The following is a 21935-nucleotide window of genomic DNA, read 5'->3' on the forward strand; positions in this document are numbered from 1 at the left end:
TTTTTATAAAAATAGGAATCTATAGTTATGATGCTTGCTTCTTATTAGCCCTAATAGCACACTGCCTACTATTAATTTATAGACCATAATTTGTATATATTTCGCTCATGTGGCAATTATTATGGCAGTTAAATACAAGCCGTTTGACGAATTGGAACCTGAAGTTCAATTACAACTCGGTAAGAGATATCGAGAAAGTCAAATAGATTTTGATAATTCATCCATAGTTCAAAGTGCCACAAGAGTCCTTAAGAGTCTAAAGATTCATAATTTTACCTCAATAATGGTAGGCCCAGATCGAGCGGGCCAAAGTTTTAATTTGGCAAATCAATTAAAGGAAAAAATGATCGATTTTTCTATAACCGAACCACGTTATGTGTTTTTTTCTTACCTACAAAATTTGGAGAACATTCAGTTGCGGTAGTAATCGATAAAGCAAATAAAAAAGTGCATATAATGGATTCCTTGGGAGAAGATTACGCAGAAGCAAAAGATCAAATTTCTAAATGCATTAAATAAAGAAATCCCGCCTGACAGTGGCAGCGTATTGACCCAACTCGATGTCCATCCTGTTCATGAGATTAAACCAAGCAAAGTAGAAAGCACACAACAGGCTATTACTTTAACCGCAGAAAAAGAAATCTCCGAGCCACCGCCACTTGAGGGTGACGAACGTGAGGAAGTACATTCACAAAATCCTCATGGATAACCATGAATTACTCTAATCATCATTGCCTGCCATATTTTATGCAATATTTTTATCAATTTGTAACAAATTTACAATGATTGGTCTACGCTTATAAAAGCTAATGAATTTAGAGGAGTGAACATGAAAAAATTGGAATTGTATAAACTTGAAACACCAAATGACCTTGATATCAGAGACCGTCGTAAAATTGCTGAGGCGGTTAATCCACTTCTAGCGGACACCTTTGCTTTATTCGTTAAAACCAAGAATTTCCATTGGCATATGACAGGATCACACTATCGTGACTATCATCTGTTGTTAGATGAACACAGCGAACAAATTTTTGCAATGGTTGATGTGTTAGCCGAACGTGTGCGCAAATTAGGGGAACAAACGATCCATTCTATTGGACAGATCAAACAATTGCAGACACTTCGAGATGTCAACGAATCCCTTTCTGCAGATGATATGCTGCAAAATCTACTAGATGATAATAAAGCTTTTCTAAAAAACTTACGGAAAGTTCATGAAGTGTGTAGCAAAAGAAATGATTTTGCCACAACAAGTGTCCTAGAAACTTATATCGATGAAACAGAACGACGCGTTTGGTTTTTATTTGAAACGTTACAAAATAAGTAATGAAAACAAAGTAAAAAACCATAGAACGCTTTTGTAGCCTGAGTAAAGACGAAGCCGTAACTCAGGCTACATTTAACTCACATGCAAATCCAATTCAACCCAAACTGGCGCATGATCAGACGGCCTTTCTGCTTTGCGTGGCTCCTTATCAATCACGGATTGTTTGCACAATGCATTGAGTGGCGTACTCAACAAAACATGATCGATACGCAAGCCCCTGTTACGTCTAAAAGCAGCAGCACGATAATCCCACCAACTAAAAACCTGTTCGTCTTGTATAAAACTTCTAAAGCTATCATGCAATCCCAGGTATAATAATTGCGTAAATGCTTCTCGTTCAGCAGGACTTACTAACACTGAGCCTATCCATTCAGCAGGATCATGAACATCGCGATCCTCGGGAGCAATATTAAAATCGCCTACGACTGCCAGATTAGGAAAAACACTCATTTGTTGTTGAATAAATGCTGTAACTTGTTGCAACCAATTCAGCTTATATTGATATTTATCCGAAGTTAGCTCTGAACCATTAGGAACATATAAATTGATTAAACGGATACCCGCAACAGTAACTGCTAAAATACGTCGTTGTGGATCTTCAAAACCAGGGACATCAGTTACAATATCAGAGAGAGGATAACGGCTGATCACCGCAACCCCGTTATAGGTCTTTTGTCCTGAAAATATGACATAGTATCCTTTATCCGTAAACGCAGTCGCAGGAAAATTTTCATCAAGCAATTTTGTTTCTTGTAAGGCAAGAACATCGACCCCAGTAGAGTCAAGCCATTCCAATACTTGCTCTAGTCGTATCTTCAATGAATTCACATTCCAACTTGCCAATTTAAGCACACCAATCTCCTTTGTATTCAATTAACAAAGGAGCATGATCGGACAAGCGTGCTTCGCGAAAAATTCGGGTGTCCACTACGTGCTCTGTAAGACCAGGAGTAACTACTTGATAATCAATTCTCCATCCTACATTTTTTTCCCATGCACGGGCTCTATAAGACCACCAGGTATATTGCTCTTCTTCTTGATTATGCACACGAAATGCATCAACAAACCCCATTGTCCCAAACAACTCATCCATCCAAGCTCGTTCTTCGGGTAAAAATCCTGAGTTTTTTTGATTTCCGCGCCAATTTTTTAAATCGACTTTTTTATGGGCAATATTATAATCACCACATACAATTAGCTCCCGCCCCTCATTTTTTAATCGCATTAAATGCTCAGCGAATTGCTCAAGGAAATGATACTTCACCGCTTGGCGCTCATCACCACTTGTTCCTGAGGGTAAGTAAAGCGAGACAATACTGAATTTAGGATAATCAAATTGAATATATCGCCCTTCATTATCACAATAGTCAAAGCCCATACCTTTAACAATACGCTCCGGCTTGTGTCGAGCATAAATTGCCACCCCGCTATATCCTTTTTTTTGCGCAGAATAATAGTCGCAAAAATAATCGCGCGGATAGTACAATTCTTCCGGAATTAATTGCTCAGGTTGTGCTTTCGTTTCCTGAATACAAACAAAATCAGCATTTTGCGTTACAAGCCACTCATAAAATCCATTTCGTGCTGCTGAACGGATACCATTGGCATTAAAACTAATTACTTTCATGTTTTTCACTCAATTTTATTGCAGCTCGAGCCAAACGCTCGCCTAAATGTTTGGCTAAATTGATTTCATCTTCGCTCAAAGGCCGATCATTTGCCACACCAGAAACATGGGTCACTCCATAGGGTGTTCCACCGCTCACAGTATCATTTAAAGACGGCACAGAATAAGGGATTCCCAACAAGACCATGCCATGATGCATCAAGGGTAGCATCATACTTAATAAAGTAGTTTCCTGACCTCCATGCATACTAGCAGAAGAAGAAAAAACACAAGCAGGTTTATCCACTAAATCGCCTGCCAACCATAAAGAGGAAGTACCATCCAGAAAATATTTCAAAGGAGAAGCCATATTGCCAAAACGAGTCGGACTTCCTAAAGCAAGTCCATGGCAATAGCGTAAATCATCCAAAGTAGCGTATGGTGCCCCATTATCTGGGATCGTCTTATCTACCGATTCACAAGTTGTAGATACAGGAGGTACCGTTCTTAATCGTGCTTCAATCCCCACAACACGCTCTACACCACGTGCAATGTATTGTGCTAATTGAGCTACAGAACCGGTACGTGAGTAATATAAAACCAAAATATAAGGATCAGACATCAAAACAGCTCCGTACACTTCAAAAAAACAATAGTATGAGCTTGCTCACGATAACTCAACTGGTTTTTCTCGTTTAAAATTTAAATTCATACTTTAGTGGCCCTTCTAACTTCATTTCAATAAATTTAATCCGCCGATACAAAGAGCCCCCTTGTGCAGGTTTTAATGACCTTAAATCAGCGACAATGTCATCAACGGACTCATAATAGTTCTTAACCGACATATTCGCGATAATTTTACTTACAGCACTAACATGATTTCTATGCCAATGCCCTGAAATGACTCGCCCAATAAATGAACCAAAGAAACAACTTTCTTTGGTGTAGTCTATAAGCAATGCTTTAATTTTTCTGTAATTAGAGTCCCCGCCGACCTTATTCCAATTCTTAGTATAAGAATCAGGAAAATCTATAGTAGATTTTGAACGATTAAAAAAAGAGTATGCTTTTACTCCGCCACACGAAAAAAGAGAATGAGAACGAGAATCGACTGAACTAACCGCAGAACCATCTTCGATAAGATCAAAATCTTCACTTATTATTGTAGCAATAGAATGTGAATCATATGACATTTTTTTCTCCTCCGTGAGAGCAGCTATTTTTAGTCACATCTCAAAATTCCAGATGAATCAGCAAGGGAATTGTTGTAATAATTTTCCTTAATTATTTGACAACGTTTTTCATAACAAACAAATAAAAGCATACCTTAATTTTTAGGACAAAGGCGACTATTTTGAATAATTACTTATTTTTAATGGGATTGAAAATAGATCCTAGATATTTGTAGCCTGGGTGAAGGCGAAGCCGTAGCCCGGGATATGAAACCCGGGTTAGGGCTTCGCCTTCACCCAGGCTACAGATTAAAGAATATAACGAGCCAAATCATCATCCGCGACAATTTGTCCGAGATTTTTGTCGACATAAGCTTTATCAACATGGACTGATTCGCCTGATTTATCTGTAGCCTCAAACGAAACAACTTCCAATAATCTCTCCATCACCGTGTAAAGTCTACGCGCACCAATATTTTCTGTACGCTCATTTACTTGCCATGCAACTTCAGCAATGCGTCTAATTCCCGTTTCATCAAAAGTCAACGTTAACCCTTCAGTCGACATCAAAGCACTGTATTGCAAGGTCAACGATGCATTAGGCTCAGTAAGAATACGGACAAAATCATCTACAGAAAGAGCTGACAACTCAACACGAATAGGTAATCGACCTTGTAATTCAGCAATCAAATCAGATGGCTTGGCTACATGGAACGCTCCCGATGCAATAAATAAAATATGATCAGAACGAATCATGCCATATTTAGTTGTAACCGTAGTTCCTTCAACCAAAGGTAATAAATCGCGTTGTACCCCTTCACGTGAAACATCACCACCGCCGCCATTTTCAGCGCGTCGCGCGACTTTATCCAACTCATCAATAAAGACAATACCATTTTGCTCTACATTTTCTATAGCACGGATCTTAATATCATCTTCATTAATTAACTTGGCAGCCTCTTCTTCACGTAAAATTTTCATTGCCTTAGCGATACTCATCTTGCGTGTTTTGGTTCTATGAGTCCCCACTTGTTGGAACATCGATTGTAATTGACTCGTCATTTCTTCCATGCCTGGAGGAGCCATAATTTCGATTCCCATAGGCGTTGCAGAAATTTCAATCTCGATTTCATTGTCATCGAGAATTCCTTCACGCAATTGTTTGCGGAAAACCTGTCTGGCAGTGCTGTCCTTTTCGCTAGGAGTTAAGCTACCACGTGCAGGCGGTAGTAATACATCAAGAACTCGTTCCTCAGCTGCATCTTCAGCCAAATGTTCCACCTTCTTCATCGCAAATTCACGTTCTTGTTTTATCGCAATATCTGCTAAATCACGTAAAATGCTATCTACATCACGTCCAACATATCCCACTTCGGTAAATTTTGTAGCTTCTACCTTAATAAATGGTGCACGCGCCAACTTAGCCAAACGTCGAGCAATTTCGGTTTTACCCACACCAGTTGGTCCAATCATGAGAATATTTTTGGGCATGATTTCATTGCGCAAAGCCGAATCTTTAATGTTCATGCGCCGCCAACGATTACGCAATGCAATTGCTACAGATCTTTTTGCATCATCCTGGCCAATAATATATTTATCTAATTCCTGAACAATTTCACGAGGGGTCATTACCTCTCGGATACTCTCATGAAGAGTCATCACTTTACTGTTTTTCGTTGCCATTATTTAATTCTTCTATAGTTAAATTGTTATTGGTATAAATACAGATATCCCCAGCAATAGTTAATGCTTTACGCACTATTTCCAGGGCGGATAGTTTTGTATTTTCCATCAGTGCTCGTGCAGCTGCTTGCGCAAAAGGTCCTCCTGAACCAATAGCAATTAAGCTATGTTCAGGCTCGATCACATCGCCATTACCTGTAATAATTAAGGAGGATTTTTTATCTGCTACAGCAAGAACTGCTTCGAGACGTCGCAACATTCTGTCCGTTCGCCAATCTTTCGCAAGCTCAACTGCTGCACGGACTAAATGACCTTGATGCATTTCGAGCTTACTCTCAAAACGTTCAAAAAGAGTAAACGCATCCGCAGTACCGCCAGCAAAGCCCGCTAGAATTTGATCTTTGTAGAGGCGCCGCACCTTACGTGCATTGCCCTTCATTACGGTATTACCTAAAGTTACCTGGCCATCACCGCCGATAACCACCTGATTTCCGCGTCTTACTGAAAGTATGGTTGTCCCACGAAATTGTTCCAAAATTAAATCCTCAAATCAAACCGGAATAACATACATGGGGATAATAAACAAAAAAACAAGGGGTCTCATAATGAATAAATTTTAACTGTTTTATGCTGGGACCGTGGTTTTCATAGAGACTGTAGCCCGGGTGCAGTGCAACGTAACCCGGGGTTACGAAGTACGATTTTCTGCCCCGGGTTACGGCTACGCCTTCACCCAGGCTACAATGATTTACTAAGCAAAATTTGATCAGATTAAAAAAGACACGCCATGAGATAAGTTCTCTAACCCTAAGTGTTGTGCAATGCTTTGTCCCACATCAGCAAAGGTATCTCGACGTCCAATAAAACGTCCTTTAAGGCCTGGTCCATAGACTAAAACTGGAATATGTTCCCTTGTATGATCTGAACCAGGGAGCGTAGGATCACATCCATGATCGGCTGCAATAACAATGAGATCATCGGGATTTAATACAGCGTCAAGCTCAGGAAGACGTGCATCAAACTCCTCAAGAGCGTGTGCATAACCTGTTACATCACGTCGATGACCGAATGAAGAATCAAAATCTACAAAATTAGTAAAAACCAAACTTCCTGCAGGAGCGGTTTTCATTGCAGCTAAAGTGGCATCAAATAGAGCCATATTCCCATCAGCCTTGATGGTTTGCGTTATCCCCTGATGCGCATAAATATCAGCAATTTTTCCTAGGGCGATTACTTCTCGTCCTGCTTCTTTTAAATAATCAAGTAATGTTTTTTCTGGAGGTAGGGTAGCATAATCCTTGCGATTTGCAGTTCGTTTAAATGCTCCTGGTTGGCCTATAAATGGACGAGCAATCACACGACCAATCTGATAGTCATCAACTAAAGTGCGAGCAATTTCACAGATATCATACAAACGCTGTAAACCAAAATATTCTTCATGAGCTGCGATTTGAAATACACTGTCCGCAGAGGTATATACTATCGGTTTACCACTGCGTATGTGTTCCTCACCTAATTCCTCGAGGATTGTAGTTCCAGATGCATGCTTCTCACCAAGTACTCCTGGTAAACCCGTGCGTTGAATAAATGTATCAATTAATTCTTTAGGGAAACAAAAAGGTTGCTCTGGAAAATAACCCCATTCAAATGTCACTGGAACTCCAGCTAATTCCCAATGCCCGCTCGGAGTATCTTTGCCTAAACTCTGCTCAACTGCATAGCCATAATAACCGACAGGGTCAGGAAAAGTGGATAACTCAACAAAGCGCAACCCACTACTGGCTAAGGCAGCATGATAAAGCCCTAATTGCGCAAGATGTGGTAAAGTTAACGGACCTTGGCGCACCCCTGTTTTGTCGCACTCGCCACGCTCACAGGCTTGATGAATATGCACAAAAGTATTAGCACCTGCATCACCATAGCGAGGCGCATCCAAACTGGCGCCTATGCCAAAAGAATCCATGAGTAATATACAAACTCTCCCCGTCATCTTAATCCTTAATATGTTGGCAATGTGTTTCTTTTAAACCGAAAAGCATGAGAAAAGCAATTAATAAGCCTATAGGTAAAATAATTGCAGCATATTGATACGCACTAAGTAGATAAACAGGAGTTCCATCAACCATGTGCATACCACCATGATTTGTCAGTAAATAACTAAACAGATTTTGATATACAATATAACCGCCCTGAGTCAATATCGAAATAACACTAACAGCAGTTGCAGTCATTGCTGGCGGACTACTTTCAGCAACCAAAGCATAACTAATCACTTGTGCAGAAGTAAAAAAACCAAGCAAGAAAAATAAAAATGCCATCACACTATAAGAAACTGGAAGGTAAAGTACTGCAAGCAAAGTCAATAAGGAAGCAATCACACCCATTTTCATAGGCATAATGCGTAACCCCATCTTATCAGATATCCAACCCACCAACGGCGAGCCAATGATCGCACCTAGAAATAACATGCCATTGACCATAGATGCTTGCGCAGAATTAATGTCTAAGCGCTCGACCAAATATAAAGTACCCATCATGGCACCAAATACAGCAATGGCCATGTTCATTAAACTGGCATAAAATGCAGCCCGGATATATTGGGTATTAAAATAGGCTTTCTTAGCAGCTGCAATCACATTAATTGGTTGAGCCACTGGTTTTATTGCGTTTTTAGGTCTTTCTTTTATCCAAAAAAACATCAAAACCAACATGACAAAACCAAGGATTCCTACGTTTTGTACTGCTTGACGCCACCCAACCAAAATAACTAATTGGGTTAAAGGATACTGAGCCAACATGCCTCCAGCCATTGCCATAGTGACTATAGCGCCAGTTACTAGCGCCATCCGCTTTGGAGGAAACCAATGAGATGCCAAACGCACTGGACCCAAGAAACAAAATGCACTGCCAATGCCCGTAATAAACCGACACAATAAGGCCATATAAAAAGAATGAGAGTATGCCAAAAGAAACGTACTGGCGACACATAAAGACATAGCAACTAGCAATGTATTTTTAATCGAAAAGCGGTCAAGAACCATGCCAGCAACAAAAAGAAATAACACATTGGAAAGATAGTAAATACTGGATAACCAAGCCATTTTATCCGCTTGGATCTGATAATCCTGCATAATGTTTGCCGCGATGGATGCAAACATATTCCCCTGAATAAATTCATAAAAGAAAAATAAAGTTGCAGCAAAACACACTATCCAAGGTAATAATGACGACTTAAAAGCATTATATCCTTGAAACTCATCAACCATTTGCATTTTTTACTCCTCAGCTTTATCGCTTGCAATATGTTTCGCGGGTTATCAAAACGGCTATCAAAGCTGCAATCGTAGTTATTGGGAATATCCACATCGCATATTGAAAATCAGCCACAGAATACGTAGTGACTGCAGCACCAGCATGTTGCGCGATTAACCAACCAAATAGAACTTGTCCTACGCCACCGCCGCCCATAATAATTACTGAGGCAATACCTGTTGCCGCTCCGGTATTTTCAGCAGAATTACTTTCAGCAACCAATGGATAGGAAATAACTTGTGTGCTTGTAAAAAAGCCTAAGGCAAAAAAGATAATGCTTAGAGTAAGTTGCGATAAGGCAATATCCAAGAATAAAGGAATGACGGTGATGAGTGTCGCAATAGCTCCTGCTATCATTAACGGTTTACGACGTCCTTGGGAATCAGACAACCATCCAGCCAATGGACAACCAATGACGCTTCCCATAAAAATCAGACTCACAACATTACTCGCTGACATTTCTGGTAAATGATGCACCACTTGCAAATAGCTAGCCCCCCATAAAGCGCATAAAACCATAATGGGCAGATTCAGAAACGAGGTATAAAATCCAGCTAACCAATTTTGAGAGTTAGATAATGCCTTAATAAATCCAGAAATGACTTGTCCCTGATTGGTATTCATTTTCATTGGCGAATCTGCAGGCTTATCGCTTACCACCCAGTAAATCCAAAGTAGTAATACAGCACCAACTGCACCATCAATTAATAATGCCTTACGCCATCCAAATAACTCATAGAGGTAAGCAAAAGGAGTATGAGCCATCATGCCACCAACAAAAGCCATAGTCACTAAAGAGCCTATGACAAGCGCTTGTCTTCTCGGTGGAAACCAATGCGATACCAACACGACACAGGATAAAAAGCAAAATGCATTACCTATTCCAGAGAGAAAATGGCAAAACGAGGCCAGAATGAATGAGTTGGTTAGTGCAAAGCCTACAGTACCCAGCACACAAACAAACATCGCACTTAAAATAACGGTTCGCGTAGAAAAACGATCGAGGATAATCCCTGCAGGAAGAAGGAATAGAATATCCGCCCACAAATAAGCACTGGACATCCAACTTAATTGAGTTGCATCAATACCGAAATCATCTCGTAAAGGCTGATTAATTACATCAAAAATATTGAGCTGGAAGAATTCATATAAAAAAAATAAGCCGGCTGACAGACACACAACCCAAGCCATTAAGTCACCGCGAGGTACGAAGGTACTTGAATTCACTGTAATAGATTGTGACACAGTTACTCCTTATGGCTTAAAAATTGCGCCCGATTATATCAAAACTCTAAATAAATTGGTATCTTTATTGAACAAACTTAGAACGTACGCGCCATAAAGAAAAAACTCATATAAAGTAATCATATTTTTCTAGGATTCTGCTTGTGCTGGACAAGAGTCCTTTGCAGAAACTGGAATACGCATCAAGAAATACGGCTTATCCCCCGCATAAACACGTTGAACTAGAACCATCTTGTTGAATAAATCAGGAGAAATTTTATGGGTCTCACTGGGCTCAATTGCTAAGTAATTTTCTCGATTATTGCGCAACAAACTACACAACTTTTTATGACTTAAAGCAAATTTTGCTCTACCAGCCGAGTAAAACTGCGCTGAAAAGTCTGCTTTATAATCCCAATAAATAAGGTAGCTTCCCGCAACCGGATGTTGCTTTAACCAAACGGCAACTACAGATTTTTGGGTTTTGGATACGGCTTGAGGCATTGCATTAAAGGCAAGGGTTGCTACCAAAAAAATTACCCCGATCACCATGGATAGCCCAATTATGAGTTGCTTTGCTTTTGCTATAGCACCAACACGGTTCCAATATTCGACAAAGAACAATGAAAAGGCAGGAGTACTAGGAAAAACATAGGTGTAAATAATGTTGCTGGAAAATGTAAAAAAGAATAAAGGAACTACCGTACACAGAAAGAAATAACTCAACCACCCATCATTATCTATAAATACCTTGCGCACATTATGTCGGTATTTAACAAACCAGGTAAGTCCTAAAAGACACCAGGGAAAAATGCCACTTGCAGCATAAATCCAAATCATGCCCCAAGGCTGTTTATGCGCATAACCGTATTTATCACCTGACCATCCTGGCTTTAAAAATCGATTAAAATTCTCACCAACTATAAAATAATTTAAAAAGCCAGGGGTACGGAGCTCTGCCCAAATATACCAGGGAAGCGCAATGACAAGCATTAACAAGATGCCTTTGATCCAAGGCAATCTTTGCCACAAATTACGCCATTCATTGCGTAATAAAACCCAAAAAAAGATAGGCAATCCGGATAACACTACAGCCACTGGGCCTTTTGCTAATAGTCCTAACCCCAGACCTATAAAAAAAACATAAGACCAACGCGTACTGCTATCAACCACTGCATGCCAAAATGCAACCAAGACCAAAGTAATGCAAAAGACCAAAGAGGGGTCCGTCATCACAGTTCCTGCATCAAGGAAAAAATATAAAGTTCCCGCAAGAACTAAAGTGGTAATCATGGCAATAAAAGACCCACTGTGTCTTTTAGCTAAATCCCAAACAAGCCATAGCGTTGCCAAAGATAAGAGCAACCCAGGTAAGCGAACCGCAAATTCATTAACCCCAAAAAGCTGCATTGAAAAAGCAGAAAGCCAGGTAGACAAAGGCGGTTTCGCCCAGAAAGGGACGCCATAATCGTGTAATGGAGTAACCCAGTTCCCCGTTTCCAACATCTTACGGGCAATCTCGGCATAACGCGACTCGGAAACATCATTTAACGGAATAAGGCACATCGAAATGATTCGACAGACAAGCAGAAAAATTAATGCGAATACTGCATTATTAAAAAATTGTTGTTGCAACTGTTTATCGCTTTCGATATTCAAAACAAACCTCTTTAAAAGAACGTCCTATAACAGGCAGGTAATGTGCGCAAAATATATACAAAACCAAGTCTCATATAGTTTCACCACGATTACATTAATTAAGCAATTAATAAAAATGACAGAAATATTACTCATTATTTAAATTAATACAATTTTTTTATGTTTTTCGATAAAAAATAGTTCGATTTTTAACTAAAAAAAGTGGTTAACATAATGAATTTTCACATATTTTCATATAAAGAATAAATTGTATAATGAAAATACATGACGCGCGGTTTACTTTAGTTTACACTGAGACCTTGTAAGAAGATCTTACATTATCTATCCATTGGACATTTGGAGACTAACATGACGTTTGTATTAAAGGACCTAAGTGAATTAAGAAAACATTTTGACGATACCGTTGATATTATATTAAAACGTGAAACTAAAGGAAAAATTGAAGATCTTACTAAAAACCCCCAAAGAAAAGTTGAACTTCAATTTCTTTCCTCAATACTTGCTAAAGTAGAAGAACAAGCAAAAGAAAAAAATGCCAACCTAGTATATCTACAGACCGTTTTTTATGGCGCGATGTATACCGTAATCCAAGACATCGAAAATAATCGCTCAGCGTGGGAATCATCCGGATTACTCAGCAATCGCCTAAAAGACTTAATTGGAATTGATGCTGATGCTAAAGCAGAAGACAAACCTGACTTATATCAAGTTTCTAAATTCCATACCGCACTCAACAAATTTATGAATCAGGTGTTTATAGCTGATGATTCTCGTAACGGTTTTGCAAAAGGACATATGTTGGCTGCTGTCCCAACAGAGACCTTAGACAAGTTGATGCAAACCTCTTATAAACAAGAGCAGGATGCTCAAAAAGCAATTGTTGCTTCGTTTACCGCTGATGGACAAGGCGTTCCTGTGCTTGCTGAGTACAAGCCAGTTAAAAAATCTCCAGCTTCTGCAACCGTTCGCTTTGGTGGCTGGGATAAACTGAATGCGGATCTTGATCAATTAATCAAGGACGAACTTGCTGATAAAAATGTACACAAGATTGAAAAGCTATCAAGTGAGCGTATTGCTCAGTTTCATTTGCTGAACGCGACTAGAGAAACACTCAAAACCTCTGCACTCACTGAATCCGAAAAGGTGGCTACTCTCGCAGGAATAATGCATCTCATCCGTAGGCAAATCAAGGACGTTTGCGACGCATCATATCTTAAGAAAAAAGAAAATTCCGTTGTTTTCAAGGGATTAAGTAAAATCCTTGCCGCAGATGAAGTCACGCCACAAGATACTGAAGCCTTGATTACATCCGCCACTCAATTTGCACAATTTATGACAGTTGGCCCAAAAACAGAGGGCAAAAAAGCAATTCGAGGCAATCATATATTTTCAGCAATCGCTGGCTTTGATTTAAAAGCTACTTTTAATTTACTCATTGATATGATCTTCGCGTGTCGCACAGACTCATTAAAAATAGTCGTTGAAGACTTTAAAAAGGAAACTAAAGGACCTGAAAAAGCGTCTAAAAGTTACCTTGGTGGTATCGCCTCTACTTTAGCATCTTTAGGTGGTCTCTATGCCAAGAAAGAAGATGAAGAAGACGAAGATGAAGATGAGGTACTGGAACATAAGTCTGCTCCTGTAAAAACCTAGCCTTTACTCTTTAAGTGAAGGCTCCTAAGATAAGGTGACTGAATTATTCTTATTTCATCACCTTATCTTTATAAATATTTTAGTCGCTGCGTCACTTCAGATAAGCCATTTAGGTTAATTTTTTGTTACAATGCCATCTTTCTTGAATTTGTTTGTACCCTATACCAATGAAAATTAAATTTATTCTTAAAGAAATATCACTCATTTTAATGCTTGTAGTGATGAGTCAAAATATCAGTTTTGCATTTGAACCGAGTTTTTCCGAAGATGCTGTTAACAAAAGCGACAACATTATCAGCTCAGAAAATCAATCTCTGGAAGAGCACCAGCAGAAGAACAAAGAGCTTAGGAAAAAACGACCTGTAGTCTCCAAAAAAATGCTGTCCATTACCATTGATGATCTACCCTTTGTTGGTGAATATCGAAACTTTCACTTGAACATGATGATCAATACCATGGCCAAGGAACAAGTTCCCGCTACAGGATTTATTATCGCCAGAGAAGTCCGCAAAGATAACTGGGAAATACTCCAAAAATTTCGCGATGCCGGTTTCGGATTAGGTAACCACACCCTCTCTCATGCCAATTTAAATAAAATGAGTACTCAGGAGTACATTCAAGAAATAAAAAAAGCAGACCATATTTTGCATCCGGTGATGACTGAGCCTAAATATTTTCGTTATCCCTATTTGGCGATGAGTTCTGGACAAAAAAAAGAAGACATACTGTGTTATCTTGCACAAAAAAATTACCATGTTGCACCCATTACCATAGATTCCAAAGACTTCGTCTTTAATCAACGTTTGTTATCCGTACCGGAGCTCAATAGACGTGCTTATCTCGATGAATTGAAATCTTTTTATCTTGATTTTATTTGGCAACAAACGCTTCGCGCCGAAGAGAACAATCAATTTCACAATAAAGAGCGAGCACAAATTTTATTGATTCATGCGAATTTGCTTAATGCCTATGTTTTGCCTGATATTATCAATTTGTATAAGCAAAAGGGCTATACGTTTGTCACTTTAGAAGATGCATTAAAAACCTTTAAATATCCAATCCAATGCAGCAGACACTCTGTTCTCGCTCAAAACAAAAAAAGGCCTCAGCCACAAAAAACGAAACGTGATGCAAATATAGAGACCTTTGTTGAATGGGATTAGGAGAAAAGCCCCCATAAACTTTATTCCAGAGGTAAGGCAATTGCTGCGCTTTTTGATAATCAAAAAGCAGCCTGGGTGAAGGCAAAGCCGTAACCCGGATTGCAGATAAAAAATCAGGCATCCCTCTCCCGGGTTCCGCTTCGCTGCACCTAGGCTACAATTTATCAGGCACCAGTTGAGGGCATTTTGGCCAAGAAAGTAGCATTGCAACAGACTTTCATTCAGGAGTGTTGCAGGAACCATTCTACACGTATTACACTTTTCATTCGCTTTCACCTAAACTAATAGATAATGGACTTACTCTAGTTATAAGGGACTGATACTCATGTTAGTTAAAAAGGCTGCTTTTACCTTAATTGAGCTGTTGGTGACCTTACTGGTACTTTGCGTTGCTTTGGTCATAGCGCTTCCAGCCTTAAGTAATATGCTTATGAACAGTCGTCTAACCTCTTATACGGATATGCTAGTGAATGCACTGAATTACGCACGTAACCATGCCCTTAATGAATCAATGAATGTCATGGTTTGCCCGTTTGGCGCAGTACAATCGACCACTTGTGGCGGGAATTGGAGCGCTGGCTGGATAGTGGTAACCCAGCCTGCGATAGGAACCAGTATCTTATTACAAAGCCAACAATTTTCTCCCTCAGATCCCACCCTTTCAGGAAATGTTGTGAGTGTGAGTTTTGATTCTCATGGTATAACCTCCACCCCAAGTAATTTCAAATTTTGTGATAGTCGAGGTGGAACATTTGCACGCTCCGTGGAAGTGTTGGCAACCGGATTTGTCCAGTCTGGTGCAACACCTGGGCAAGCTGTTTGGGACAACAGCGCACTGGCATGCCCTTAATGGAGATTATTTATGAGTTATTTAGGAAGATATAAAGTACAACAAAGAGGCATGACATTAATTGAGGTCCTCATCGCTTTTGTAATCTTAGCTATAGGGATGTTAGGGATAGCAGGTATGTTAATCCTATCCAGTAAAGCCAATAATTCAAGTTATGCCAAACAACAGGCAGTACAATGTATTTATGACATATTTGATAAAATTCGCGCGAATACTCAAGCGGCAATTAATGGTAATTACAATATCAGTAACATCAACAGCAGCGGCGCCCCCGTTCTTCCAGCCGCACCAGGAGCAATGTGCAACCAATCAGCATGTTCGAGTGCTCAATTGGCTTCGTATGATACTTGGTATTGGTTAAGCTTTGACGTGAGTAGACTGCCTAGTGGCAGCGGTTCGATTACATCTGCTCCCGCACCTGGTACAGGAAAAAATACAATCATTACGGTAACCGTGCAATGGGATGATAGCCTGGCACAAAAACTGGTGGGGGCTAGCAGTAATCCATCGCCAACGAACCCTAACTATGTTCAACTCAGCGTACAAAGTCAATTATGAACACTTATACAAAACATCAACAAGGTTTTTCGCTCGTCGAATTAATGATTGCCATAGCGATAGGGCTCTTATTGAGTTATGCAGTAATGGAAGTATATGTCACACAAACTCAAATCTATAAAACAACAAACTCACAAGCACTGATTCAAAGTACAGAAAATGCTATTACAAACTTAGTAACACCTATTATTCGCTCCACTGGATTTGTAGGATGTGGCGCTACCAGCACGGCAATGTCTGATTTAAATGGCGGCGGTTCAAGTCCTATCGGAACACTAAATACCAACCCAACGTTAATTGCCGGTTATAATCTAAATGGTACAACCATTTCGATCTCTCAGGATAATGCGGCCAATGATGGCAGCTCTGCTGATTGGACCCCTGCCCTGGATTCATCTTTGGCAGGGAGTGTAGAAAAGACCAGTGATGTTTTAGTTGTCCTTGGCGCAGCTCCAGGAAGCTTTCCAGTGTCAATAACAGCTATTGATTCAAGTAGCAGCTCCTTCACGGTGGAAAGTACAACTGGACTTAACCTTACAACCGGGCAATTTGCAGCGGCCTCTGATTGTGTGAAGTCCTCTATATTTGTCATTACTGGAATAGCAGGCACTGCCATTTCCCATGCAGCAGGCTCTGGAGAATATGACAATTCGACGTCTACGTTTATTGTCAGTTATCAACCCGGTTCACAATTCATTCCCTTACAGCAAACTGCTTTTTTTGTAGGACAAGGGCAAGGCGGACAAAGCGCATTAATGCGCGGTATCCTGACCTCGGCAGGCTGGTCCATTCAACCGCTTGTTCCTGGAGTTGAAGTCATGAAAGTCGAATATGGTATAGGAGGCAATGGCACAATCTCTCAATATGTCACAGCCGACGCCGTTCCTAACTGGGCCCAAGTATATGCGATTCGTCTGGGCTTTTTAATTGAAGGGCAAGCTTCTTCCGGCAATAAGAATACCACTCAATATAATGTGTTAGATACGGTAGTTACAGTGCCAAATGATAATCGGCTTCGCCACGTATATGAAATCAATATTGCGTTAAGGAATGCAAGCTCATGAAACCTATTTCGCAAAATACAATGCCTGTTTTCTCATCCAAAAATGATACATATTCTATGGATGAGCATGTTTCATTGAGCAAACCCTTGTGGAAGAATGGTGCGAGACATGAGCAAGGTTATATCCTGTTACTGACTATGGTCTTACTTATTATGCTGACTGTTTTAGCCCTTACCGATGTGTCATTAAACACAACACAAACCCGAATCGCTGCCAATGCCACTGACAGTGAAATAAGCTTGGAGAAAACCGAAGGCGCCTTAAACGATGCAATTAATAATTTACTGAATGGAACTTACAACACCAACGATTTTTTAAAAAATAGTAATGGCTTATATCTATTAAACCCCGATAATCCCCCATTATGGACAACAGTTAATTGGTCAAGCACTACATCTGTAATACCCAGTTTCCAAGGTTACTCCAATACACAAGCAAGCTATATCATAGAACAACTTCCCTCGGTTATTCAGCCTGGACAAAATATGAAAACGCCTACTTATGTATATCGAATTACTGCGCGCGCTTTAGGTGCTAATGGCAATACCGCAGTGATGTTACAAAGTACGGTACAAATACAACCATAGGTAAAACTGATTATGAACGATGCACGAAGCAGACATTATGGTAAAGGATTAAAAACTTTGTTATTCATCTTACTGCCATCCTTTGCCATTGCGGCGAGCCAACCTACCTTGAATATTCCTCAAGTTCCATTGATCTTAGCCAGCCCGATTCATCCACAAATCTTAATTGCTATTGGCAATTCAGAATCAATGGATGGGGACTTAAGTGGTGCCATCATGACCGGCTCAGGATCGCTTACTGGCGGTTTAACCTCACTAAGCAATTCCAGTTCCCCGATCAACTATACTGTCCCCGCAGGATTTACTCCTCCAGTACAAGCAGCAAATGGTAGTGGACAAGCGCCCTTTACTGTCAACCAAAGTGGCACACTAGTAGATAACAGCTCCAGTCGTTTAAATGTAGCTAAAGCAGGTATTCAAGCAATTCTCAATACCTACATGCAATCAACTGATTTTGCTTTGGAAACCTACAGTATCAGTGGTGCCAGTGTATTTAACACCTGGGTTTATTACATGTCGCCGCAAAGCGGTAATTTTTCATTCACCAGTACACAGGTTGCAGGAAATACCTACGTCAATAATCCTTGTTACAACTACACCAGTGCCTCTTCTACCGTACAAAGTAATTGCAGCTCCATTGCCAGCTTTTATGGTTCTTCAGTAGTGTCTTCCAATTTATACATGCAAATTGGCTCATCAAGCGACTTTCCCTCAATTAATGATGTGCTTTATGCGGGAAGCGGAATCCCAGGATTATTTCTTACATACAGTGGTCCCTCACCAGCAACCCCCTATCCACCTAATTTTTCTATTAGCAATTACAATAGCGGCAGTGTGTTAATTACTTACTCCAAATCATTGCCTAATATTGGTAGTTTTGGGACAAGCCCTACCAACGCAGGGTTCGTGCCATTTTCCCCACAGGTACTTTATTCTCAGCGCGGTTTTGGATATAACGGCAGTCAATCCGCAACAACAGGAAACATTCTGGTTCCCATGACCAGTGCCGGAACAAGCCCTACCACAGCAAGTATCAATAGTGCCATTGGTGTATTTACGCCTTACTTAAAACCTGAAACGAATTCGACGTCAACTAAAGAAATTAAATCTGCGGCAGTACAATCACCTATTGCAGGTCTCCTCTCAAAAGCTAACTCTTATCTGACAACATTAGGCACTACCAGTGGCAATGGTTGTCCTCAGAAAAAATACGTTATCTTGATTTCTGATGGTCTTCCAACCCAAGATCTTAGTGGTAAGCTATGGCCTCCCTTAGGTAGCGCCGCCGCTACAGGTTATGGTATTACGGCAACTTTTAATACAGATGGTTCGCTTAAAAGCACCAATTGCCAAGCCTTAACTGATGCAATAAGTACAATTACAACCCTAAAACAAAATGGAATTCCAACCTATGTTATAGGACTTGGTGCAGGGGTAAATCCCTCATTAAACCCTCAGGCAGCAGCGACACTCACTGCCATGGCTGTAGCTGGAGGAACCACTAATTATTATCCTGCTACCAGTTCAAACGATCTGGTTAATGATCTGAACTCGATTATGATTTCCATCCAAAATGGATCTTATACCACGACTGCGGCATCGGTAAGCTCTACCCAACTGAGCACCAACAGTGTGGAATATAAAGCAAGTTTTGTATCCAATGATACTCCCTATCTTGACTGGACAGGAAGTTTAGTTGCCTTACCCCTGAACCCCACAACAGGGATTCCAACAGGAGCTACCAACTGGAATGCACAACCACTATTAGATAGCCTGGTTGCTGGCTCAGGATGGTCAACCAGCCGATTTATTGCAACTTGGAACCCTACTACCAACGCAGGTGTTCCTTTTGAATGGGCTAATATAAGCACTACCCAACAAGCGGCGCTTCAACCTTCAGATTCATTGGGCCAGCAGCGGCTACAGTATCTACGCGGAAATACAGCCTTAGAACTTCACAATGGTGGAACCTTCCGAAATCGCTCACATATTCTTGGTGATATCATAGACAGCCAAGTTCTGTATGTAGGCTCCCCATCAGCCCCTTATACCAGCACAAGTTATCTTTCATTTGCTCAAGCACAAGCAAATCGTACGCCAATGGTTTATGTTGGCGCGAACGATGGAATGTTACACGCATTTAATGCAGTAAATGGGCAAGAGGTATTTGCTTTTATTCCCAATGGGGTATTCAATAATCTTGTCTACCTTACTAGCCCGCTTTACAACTTAAGCCATCGGTTTTATGTGGATGGTTCACCTCAATCAGCCGATGTGCAATTTTCTGATAGCACCTGGCATACGATTCTGGTTAGTAGTGAAAATGGAGGAGGCAACAGTATTTTTGGATTGGATATTACCAATCCAGCCAGCTTTGTTAATGAAACAAACTTGGCGAACACCGTACTTTGGGAGTTTACTGATGGGGATATGGGCCTTGGTTACAGCCAACCTCAGATCGCTCAAATTAGTTCGAGTGGCACCACACCAGCAACTTTTGCAGTCTTTTTTGGTAATGGTTACAACAACCCTAATAATACTGCCGTACTGTATGCTATCAATCCACAAACAGGTGCACTGATCAGTAAAATCAATCTGTGCACCGCTGTATCAGGCGCCTGCAGCACGTCAACACCTCAAGGATTATCCTCTGTCGCGGTGGCAAACCAGAATGGCTTTCAAGGGGTTCCCATAACTAATGTCTATGCAGGAGATTTACAAGGGAATATGTGGTCCGTAAATGTGAGTGACCCAAACCCTGCCAATTGGACTGTACGCTTGTTATTTCAAGCAAAAGACTCTTCAGGCACAGCCCAACCCATTACTACGGCACCCGTAATAACCCTTAACCCCAACTTCCCACGCATCCCCGGATTGTTTGCTATGTTTGGTACAGGACAATTACTACAGACTGCTGATCTGCTCAATACTCAAACCCAAACTATTTACGGTGTTTTAGATAAACCACAATCGAGTACTACTTATACACGTACTAATCTTCAACAACAAACTCTGAATTTAGTTTCAACTGCAACTTCCGGGTTATCCGTGCCCGTGGTCACCGCATCCTCTACCCCAGTTAACTGGAATAATAAATTTGGATGGTATACTGATATGATTACCTCCGGACAACGGATTGTTACAAATCCCACAATATTCAATGGTGCATTCATCACCACATTAAACACACCACCACAATCATGTAGTACCGGCTTTTCTGCTATGTTGCTTGAACTCAACTTCAAGACAGGAGGATCATTTCCTAACGCACAAATTACTGGTGTTAGTGCCAATGGCTCTGCCAATAATCAGTATTTATACTCGGGCGTTGTAGGCGTTCAATTGTCCAATAACTTTGCGAATGCACCAACTGTTGTATCGAATCAAAGTAATTATGTCGTTCTGCTGATTACCCAAGCCAATGGCAGTCAGTCGACCATCTTGAATCCCAATAGTACGCAAAGAAAAACTGGATGGTGGCAACTGCAATAAGGATGCAAAAAATGAATCAAACACGAACAAAAGGCTTCACCCTAATTGAATTAATGATGGCCGTACTTATTATGGCCATCCTAGCTACCATAGCATATCCTTATTACGTTAGTTTCTTGCTAAAATCGCGTCGCTCAGATGCAATATCTACCTTGGCACAAGATCAAATTACTCTTGAACGATGTTACTCACAGAACTTCGCCTATAATGCTGCCTGTGCATCACTCCCAACATTTCCGCAAACATCGGCGCAAGGGTTCTACAGTATTACTCTCACGAATCTGGGCCCAACCTCATATACGTTGACAGCGACACCAATAGGTAGCCAAACTGAAGATACAACCTGCGCAAGTATGGCAGTGGATCAAGCCAATGCAAAAACTGCAGCAGACTCATCAGGCACAGCACAAACTATTTGCTGGAATCCAACATAATCATCCAATAAATACTGAAGAAAATAGCTCGCCATGAGTTTAAGGAATGCTGGAGACCAGTGTAAAACGCCAATAACTCAAGTCTCAAAATTTGCTTTACAAAGAAAACTCAATTCTCTACTATCCATCTCAACGGACAGTCCAACTTAAA

21 protein-coding genes are annotated in these 21935 nt (G+C 40.5%); 11 read left to right on the forward strand and 10 right to left on the reverse strand.

The features are described 5' to 3' along the window. The first annotated feature begins 121 nt into the window (after window positions 1-121). The 3 genes from BGO44_RS13525 to BGO44_RS13535 all read left to right on the forward strand — a co-directional run bounded on the left by BGO44_RS13525 (window position 122) and on the right by BGO44_RS13535 (window position 1327). Window positions 122-424: a hypothetical protein gene (locus BGO44_RS13525; protein WP_273197382.1), complete on the forward strand. Its 303-nt coding sequence runs from the start codon at window positions 122-124 to the stop codon at window positions 422-424. 123 nt (window positions 425-547) lie between these two features. Next, entirely contained in the window at window positions 548-709 is a 162-nt protein-coding gene (locus BGO44_RS13530; RefSeq protein WP_273197384.1) for a hypothetical protein, read from the forward strand. Between the two features lie 120 nt (window positions 710-829). After that, window positions 830-1327 (forward strand): Dps family protein, encoded by a 498-nt coding sequence (locus BGO44_RS13535; RefSeq protein ID WP_273197386.1) that lies wholly within the window; start codon window positions 830-832, stop codon window positions 1325-1327. Between the two features lie 72 nt (window positions 1328-1399). On the opposite strand, the gene xth is transcribed toward BGO44_RS13535, so the two are convergent. The 10 genes from xth to BGO44_RS13585 form a co-directional block, all read right to left on the reverse strand. Further along, the gene (gene xth / locus BGO44_RS13540) at window positions 1400-2179 is read right to left on the reverse strand and encodes an exodeoxyribonuclease III (protein WP_058509356.1); all 780 of its coding nucleotides are present in this window, start codon (window positions 2177-2179) and stop codon (window positions 1400-1402) included. Next, window positions 2172-2954: an exodeoxyribonuclease III gene (locus BGO44_RS13545; RefSeq protein ID WP_058509355.1), complete on the reverse strand. Its 783-nt coding sequence runs from the start codon at window positions 2952-2954 to the stop codon at window positions 2172-2174. Before BGO44_RS13545 ends, xth begins: the two co-directional genes overlap by 8 nt. After that, the gene (gene wrbA, locus BGO44_RS13550; protein ID WP_058509354.1) at window positions 2941-3555 is read right to left on the reverse strand and encodes an NAD(P)H:quinone oxidoreductase; all 615 of its coding nucleotides are present in this window, start codon (window positions 3553-3555) and stop codon (window positions 2941-2943) included. The genes BGO44_RS13545 and wrbA overlap by 14 nt, the downstream gene beginning before the upstream one ends. A gap of 73 nt (window positions 3556-3628) precedes the next feature. After that, entirely contained in the window at window positions 3629-4126 is a 498-nt protein-coding gene (locus tag BGO44_RS13555) for a DUF5617 domain-containing protein (protein WP_273197391.1), read from the reverse strand. Window positions 4127-4414: 288 nt separating this feature from the next. Further along, complete coding sequence (gene hslU / locus BGO44_RS13560) at window positions 4415-5788, reverse strand: ATP-dependent protease ATPase subunit HslU (RefSeq protein ID WP_273197393.1); 1374 nt, start codon at window positions 5786-5788, stop codon at window positions 4415-4417. Then, entirely contained in the window at window positions 5769-6323 is a 555-nt protein-coding gene (hslV, locus tag BGO44_RS13565) for an ATP-dependent protease subunit HslV (RefSeq protein ID WP_273197394.1), read from the reverse strand. The genes hslU and hslV overlap by 20 nt, the downstream gene beginning before the upstream one ends. A 231-nt stretch (window positions 6324-6554) precedes the next feature. After that, window positions 6555-7778: a phosphopentomutase gene (locus BGO44_RS13570; protein ID WP_273197397.1), complete on the reverse strand. Its 1224-nt coding sequence runs from the start codon at window positions 7776-7778 to the stop codon at window positions 6555-6557. A 1-nt stretch (window position 7779) separates the two neighbouring features. Next, window positions 7780-9060, reverse strand: coding sequence for an MFS transporter (locus BGO44_RS13575; protein ID WP_058509350.1), 1281 nt, complete (start codon window positions 9058-9060; stop codon window positions 7780-7782). A gap of 16 nt (window positions 9061-9076) precedes the next feature. Further along, on the reverse strand, window positions 9077-10345 hold the full coding sequence (locus tag BGO44_RS13580) for an MFS transporter (protein ID WP_058509349.1): 1269 nt from the start codon (window positions 10343-10345) through the stop codon (window positions 9077-9079). A 129-nt stretch (window positions 10346-10474) separates the two neighbouring features. Continuing rightward, entirely contained in the window at window positions 10475-11983 is a 1509-nt protein-coding gene (locus tag BGO44_RS13585; protein WP_273197401.1) for an ArnT family glycosyltransferase, read from the reverse strand. Window positions 11984-12331: 348 nt separating this feature from the next. Between BGO44_RS13585 and BGO44_RS13590 the strand changes: the two genes are divergently transcribed. The 8 genes from BGO44_RS13590 to BGO44_RS13625 all read left to right on the forward strand — a co-directional run bounded on the left by BGO44_RS13590 (window position 12332) and on the right by BGO44_RS13625 (window position 21784). Next, on the forward strand, window positions 12332-13636 hold the full coding sequence (locus BGO44_RS13590) for a hypothetical protein (RefSeq protein ID WP_058509347.1): 1305 nt from the start codon (window positions 12332-12334) through the stop codon (window positions 13634-13636). Window positions 13637-13803: 167 nt separating this feature from the next. Next, entirely contained in the window at window positions 13804-14799 is a 996-nt protein-coding gene (locus BGO44_RS13595) for a polysaccharide deacetylase family protein (RefSeq protein WP_058509346.1), read from the forward strand. A 325-nt stretch (window positions 14800-15124) separates the two neighbouring features. Then, on the forward strand, window positions 15125-15649 hold the full coding sequence (locus BGO44_RS13600) for a GspH/FimT family protein (protein WP_058509345.1): 525 nt from the start codon (window positions 15125-15127) through the stop codon (window positions 15647-15649). A gap of 12 nt (window positions 15650-15661) precedes the next feature. Continuing rightward, window positions 15662-16207: a type IV pilus modification protein PilV gene (pilV, locus tag BGO44_RS13605; protein WP_058509344.1), complete on the forward strand. Its 546-nt coding sequence runs from the start codon at window positions 15662-15664 to the stop codon at window positions 16205-16207. Next, on the forward strand, window positions 16204-17271 hold the full coding sequence (locus BGO44_RS13610; protein ID WP_058509343.1) for a PilW family protein: 1068 nt from the start codon (window positions 16204-16206) through the stop codon (window positions 17269-17271). The genes pilV and BGO44_RS13610 overlap by 4 nt, the downstream gene beginning before the upstream one ends. Before the next feature lie 56 nt (window positions 17272-17327). Further along, window positions 17328-17858 (forward strand): pilus assembly PilX family protein, encoded by a 531-nt coding sequence (locus BGO44_RS13615; RefSeq protein WP_193393379.1) that lies wholly within the window; start codon window positions 17328-17330, stop codon window positions 17856-17858. 12 nt (window positions 17859-17870) lie between these two features. After that, window positions 17871-21350, forward strand: a complete 3480-nt coding sequence (locus BGO44_RS13620; RefSeq protein ID WP_273197412.1) for a pilus assembly protein — start codon at window positions 17871-17873, stop codon at window positions 21348-21350. A gap of 11 nt (window positions 21351-21361) precedes the next feature. Next, window positions 21362-21784: a type IV pilin protein gene (locus BGO44_RS13625; RefSeq protein WP_058509508.1), complete on the forward strand. Its 423-nt coding sequence runs from the start codon at window positions 21362-21364 to the stop codon at window positions 21782-21784. The last annotated feature ends 151 nt before the right edge of the window (window positions 21785-21935 follow it).

Origin of the sequence: Legionella sp. 39-23, from assembly GCF_001897665.1 — a bacterium.
GTDB lineage: Bacteria > Pseudomonadota > Gammaproteobacteria > Legionellales > Legionellaceae > Legionella > Legionella steelei.

Coding starts and splice junctions, on each gene's coding strand:
- BGO44_RS13525 (WP_273197382.1), top strand. CDS start 122: ATGGCAGTTAAATACAAGCCGTTTGACGAATTGGAACCTGAAGTTCAA.
- BGO44_RS13535 (WP_273197386.1), top strand. CDS start 830: ATGAAAAAATTGGAATTGTATAAACTTGAAACACCAAATGACCTTGAT.
- BGO44_RS13545 (WP_058509355.1), bottom strand. CDS start 2,954: ATGAAAGTAATTAGTTTTAATGCCAATGGTATCCGTTCAGCAGCACGA.
- wrbA (WP_058509354.1), bottom strand. CDS start 3,555: ATGTCTGATCCTTATATTTTGGTTTTATATTACTCACGTACCGGTTCT.
- BGO44_RS13555 (WP_273197391.1), bottom strand. CDS start 4,126: ATGTCATATGATTCACATTCTATTGCTACAATAATAAGTGAAGATTTT.
- hslU (WP_273197393.1), bottom strand. CDS start 5,788: ATGGCAACGAAAAACAGTAAAGTGATGACTCTTCATGAGAGTATCCGA.
- BGO44_RS13570 (WP_273197397.1), bottom strand. CDS start 7,778: ATGACGGGGAGAGTTTGTATATTACTCATGGATTCTTTTGGCATAGGC.
- BGO44_RS13575 (WP_058509350.1), bottom strand. CDS start 9,060: ATGCAAATGGTTGATGAGTTTCAAGGATATAATGCTTTTAAGTCGTCA.
- BGO44_RS13590 (WP_058509347.1), top strand. CDS start 12,332: ATGACGTTTGTATTAAAGGACCTAAGTGAATTAAGAAAACATTTTGAC.
- BGO44_RS13595 (WP_058509346.1), top strand. CDS start 13,804: ATGAAAATTAAATTTATTCTTAAAGAAATATCACTCATTTTAATGCTT.
- BGO44_RS13600 (WP_058509345.1), top strand. CDS start 15,125: ATGTTAGTTAAAAAGGCTGCTTTTACCTTAATTGAGCTGTTGGTGACC.
- pilV (WP_058509344.1), top strand. CDS start 15,662: ATGAGTTATTTAGGAAGATATAAAGTACAACAAAGAGGCATGACATTA.
- BGO44_RS13610 (WP_058509343.1), top strand. CDS start 16,204: ATGAACACTTATACAAAACATCAACAAGGTTTTTCGCTCGTCGAATTA.
- BGO44_RS13615 (WP_193393379.1), top strand. CDS start 17,328: ATGGATGAGCATGTTTCATTGAGCAAACCCTTGTGGAAGAATGGTGCG.
- BGO44_RS13620 (WP_273197412.1), top strand. CDS start 17,871: ATGAACGATGCACGAAGCAGACATTATGGTAAAGGATTAAAAACTTTG.
- BGO44_RS13625 (WP_058509508.1), top strand. CDS start 21,362: ATGAATCAAACACGAACAAAAGGCTTCACCCTAATTGAATTAATGATG.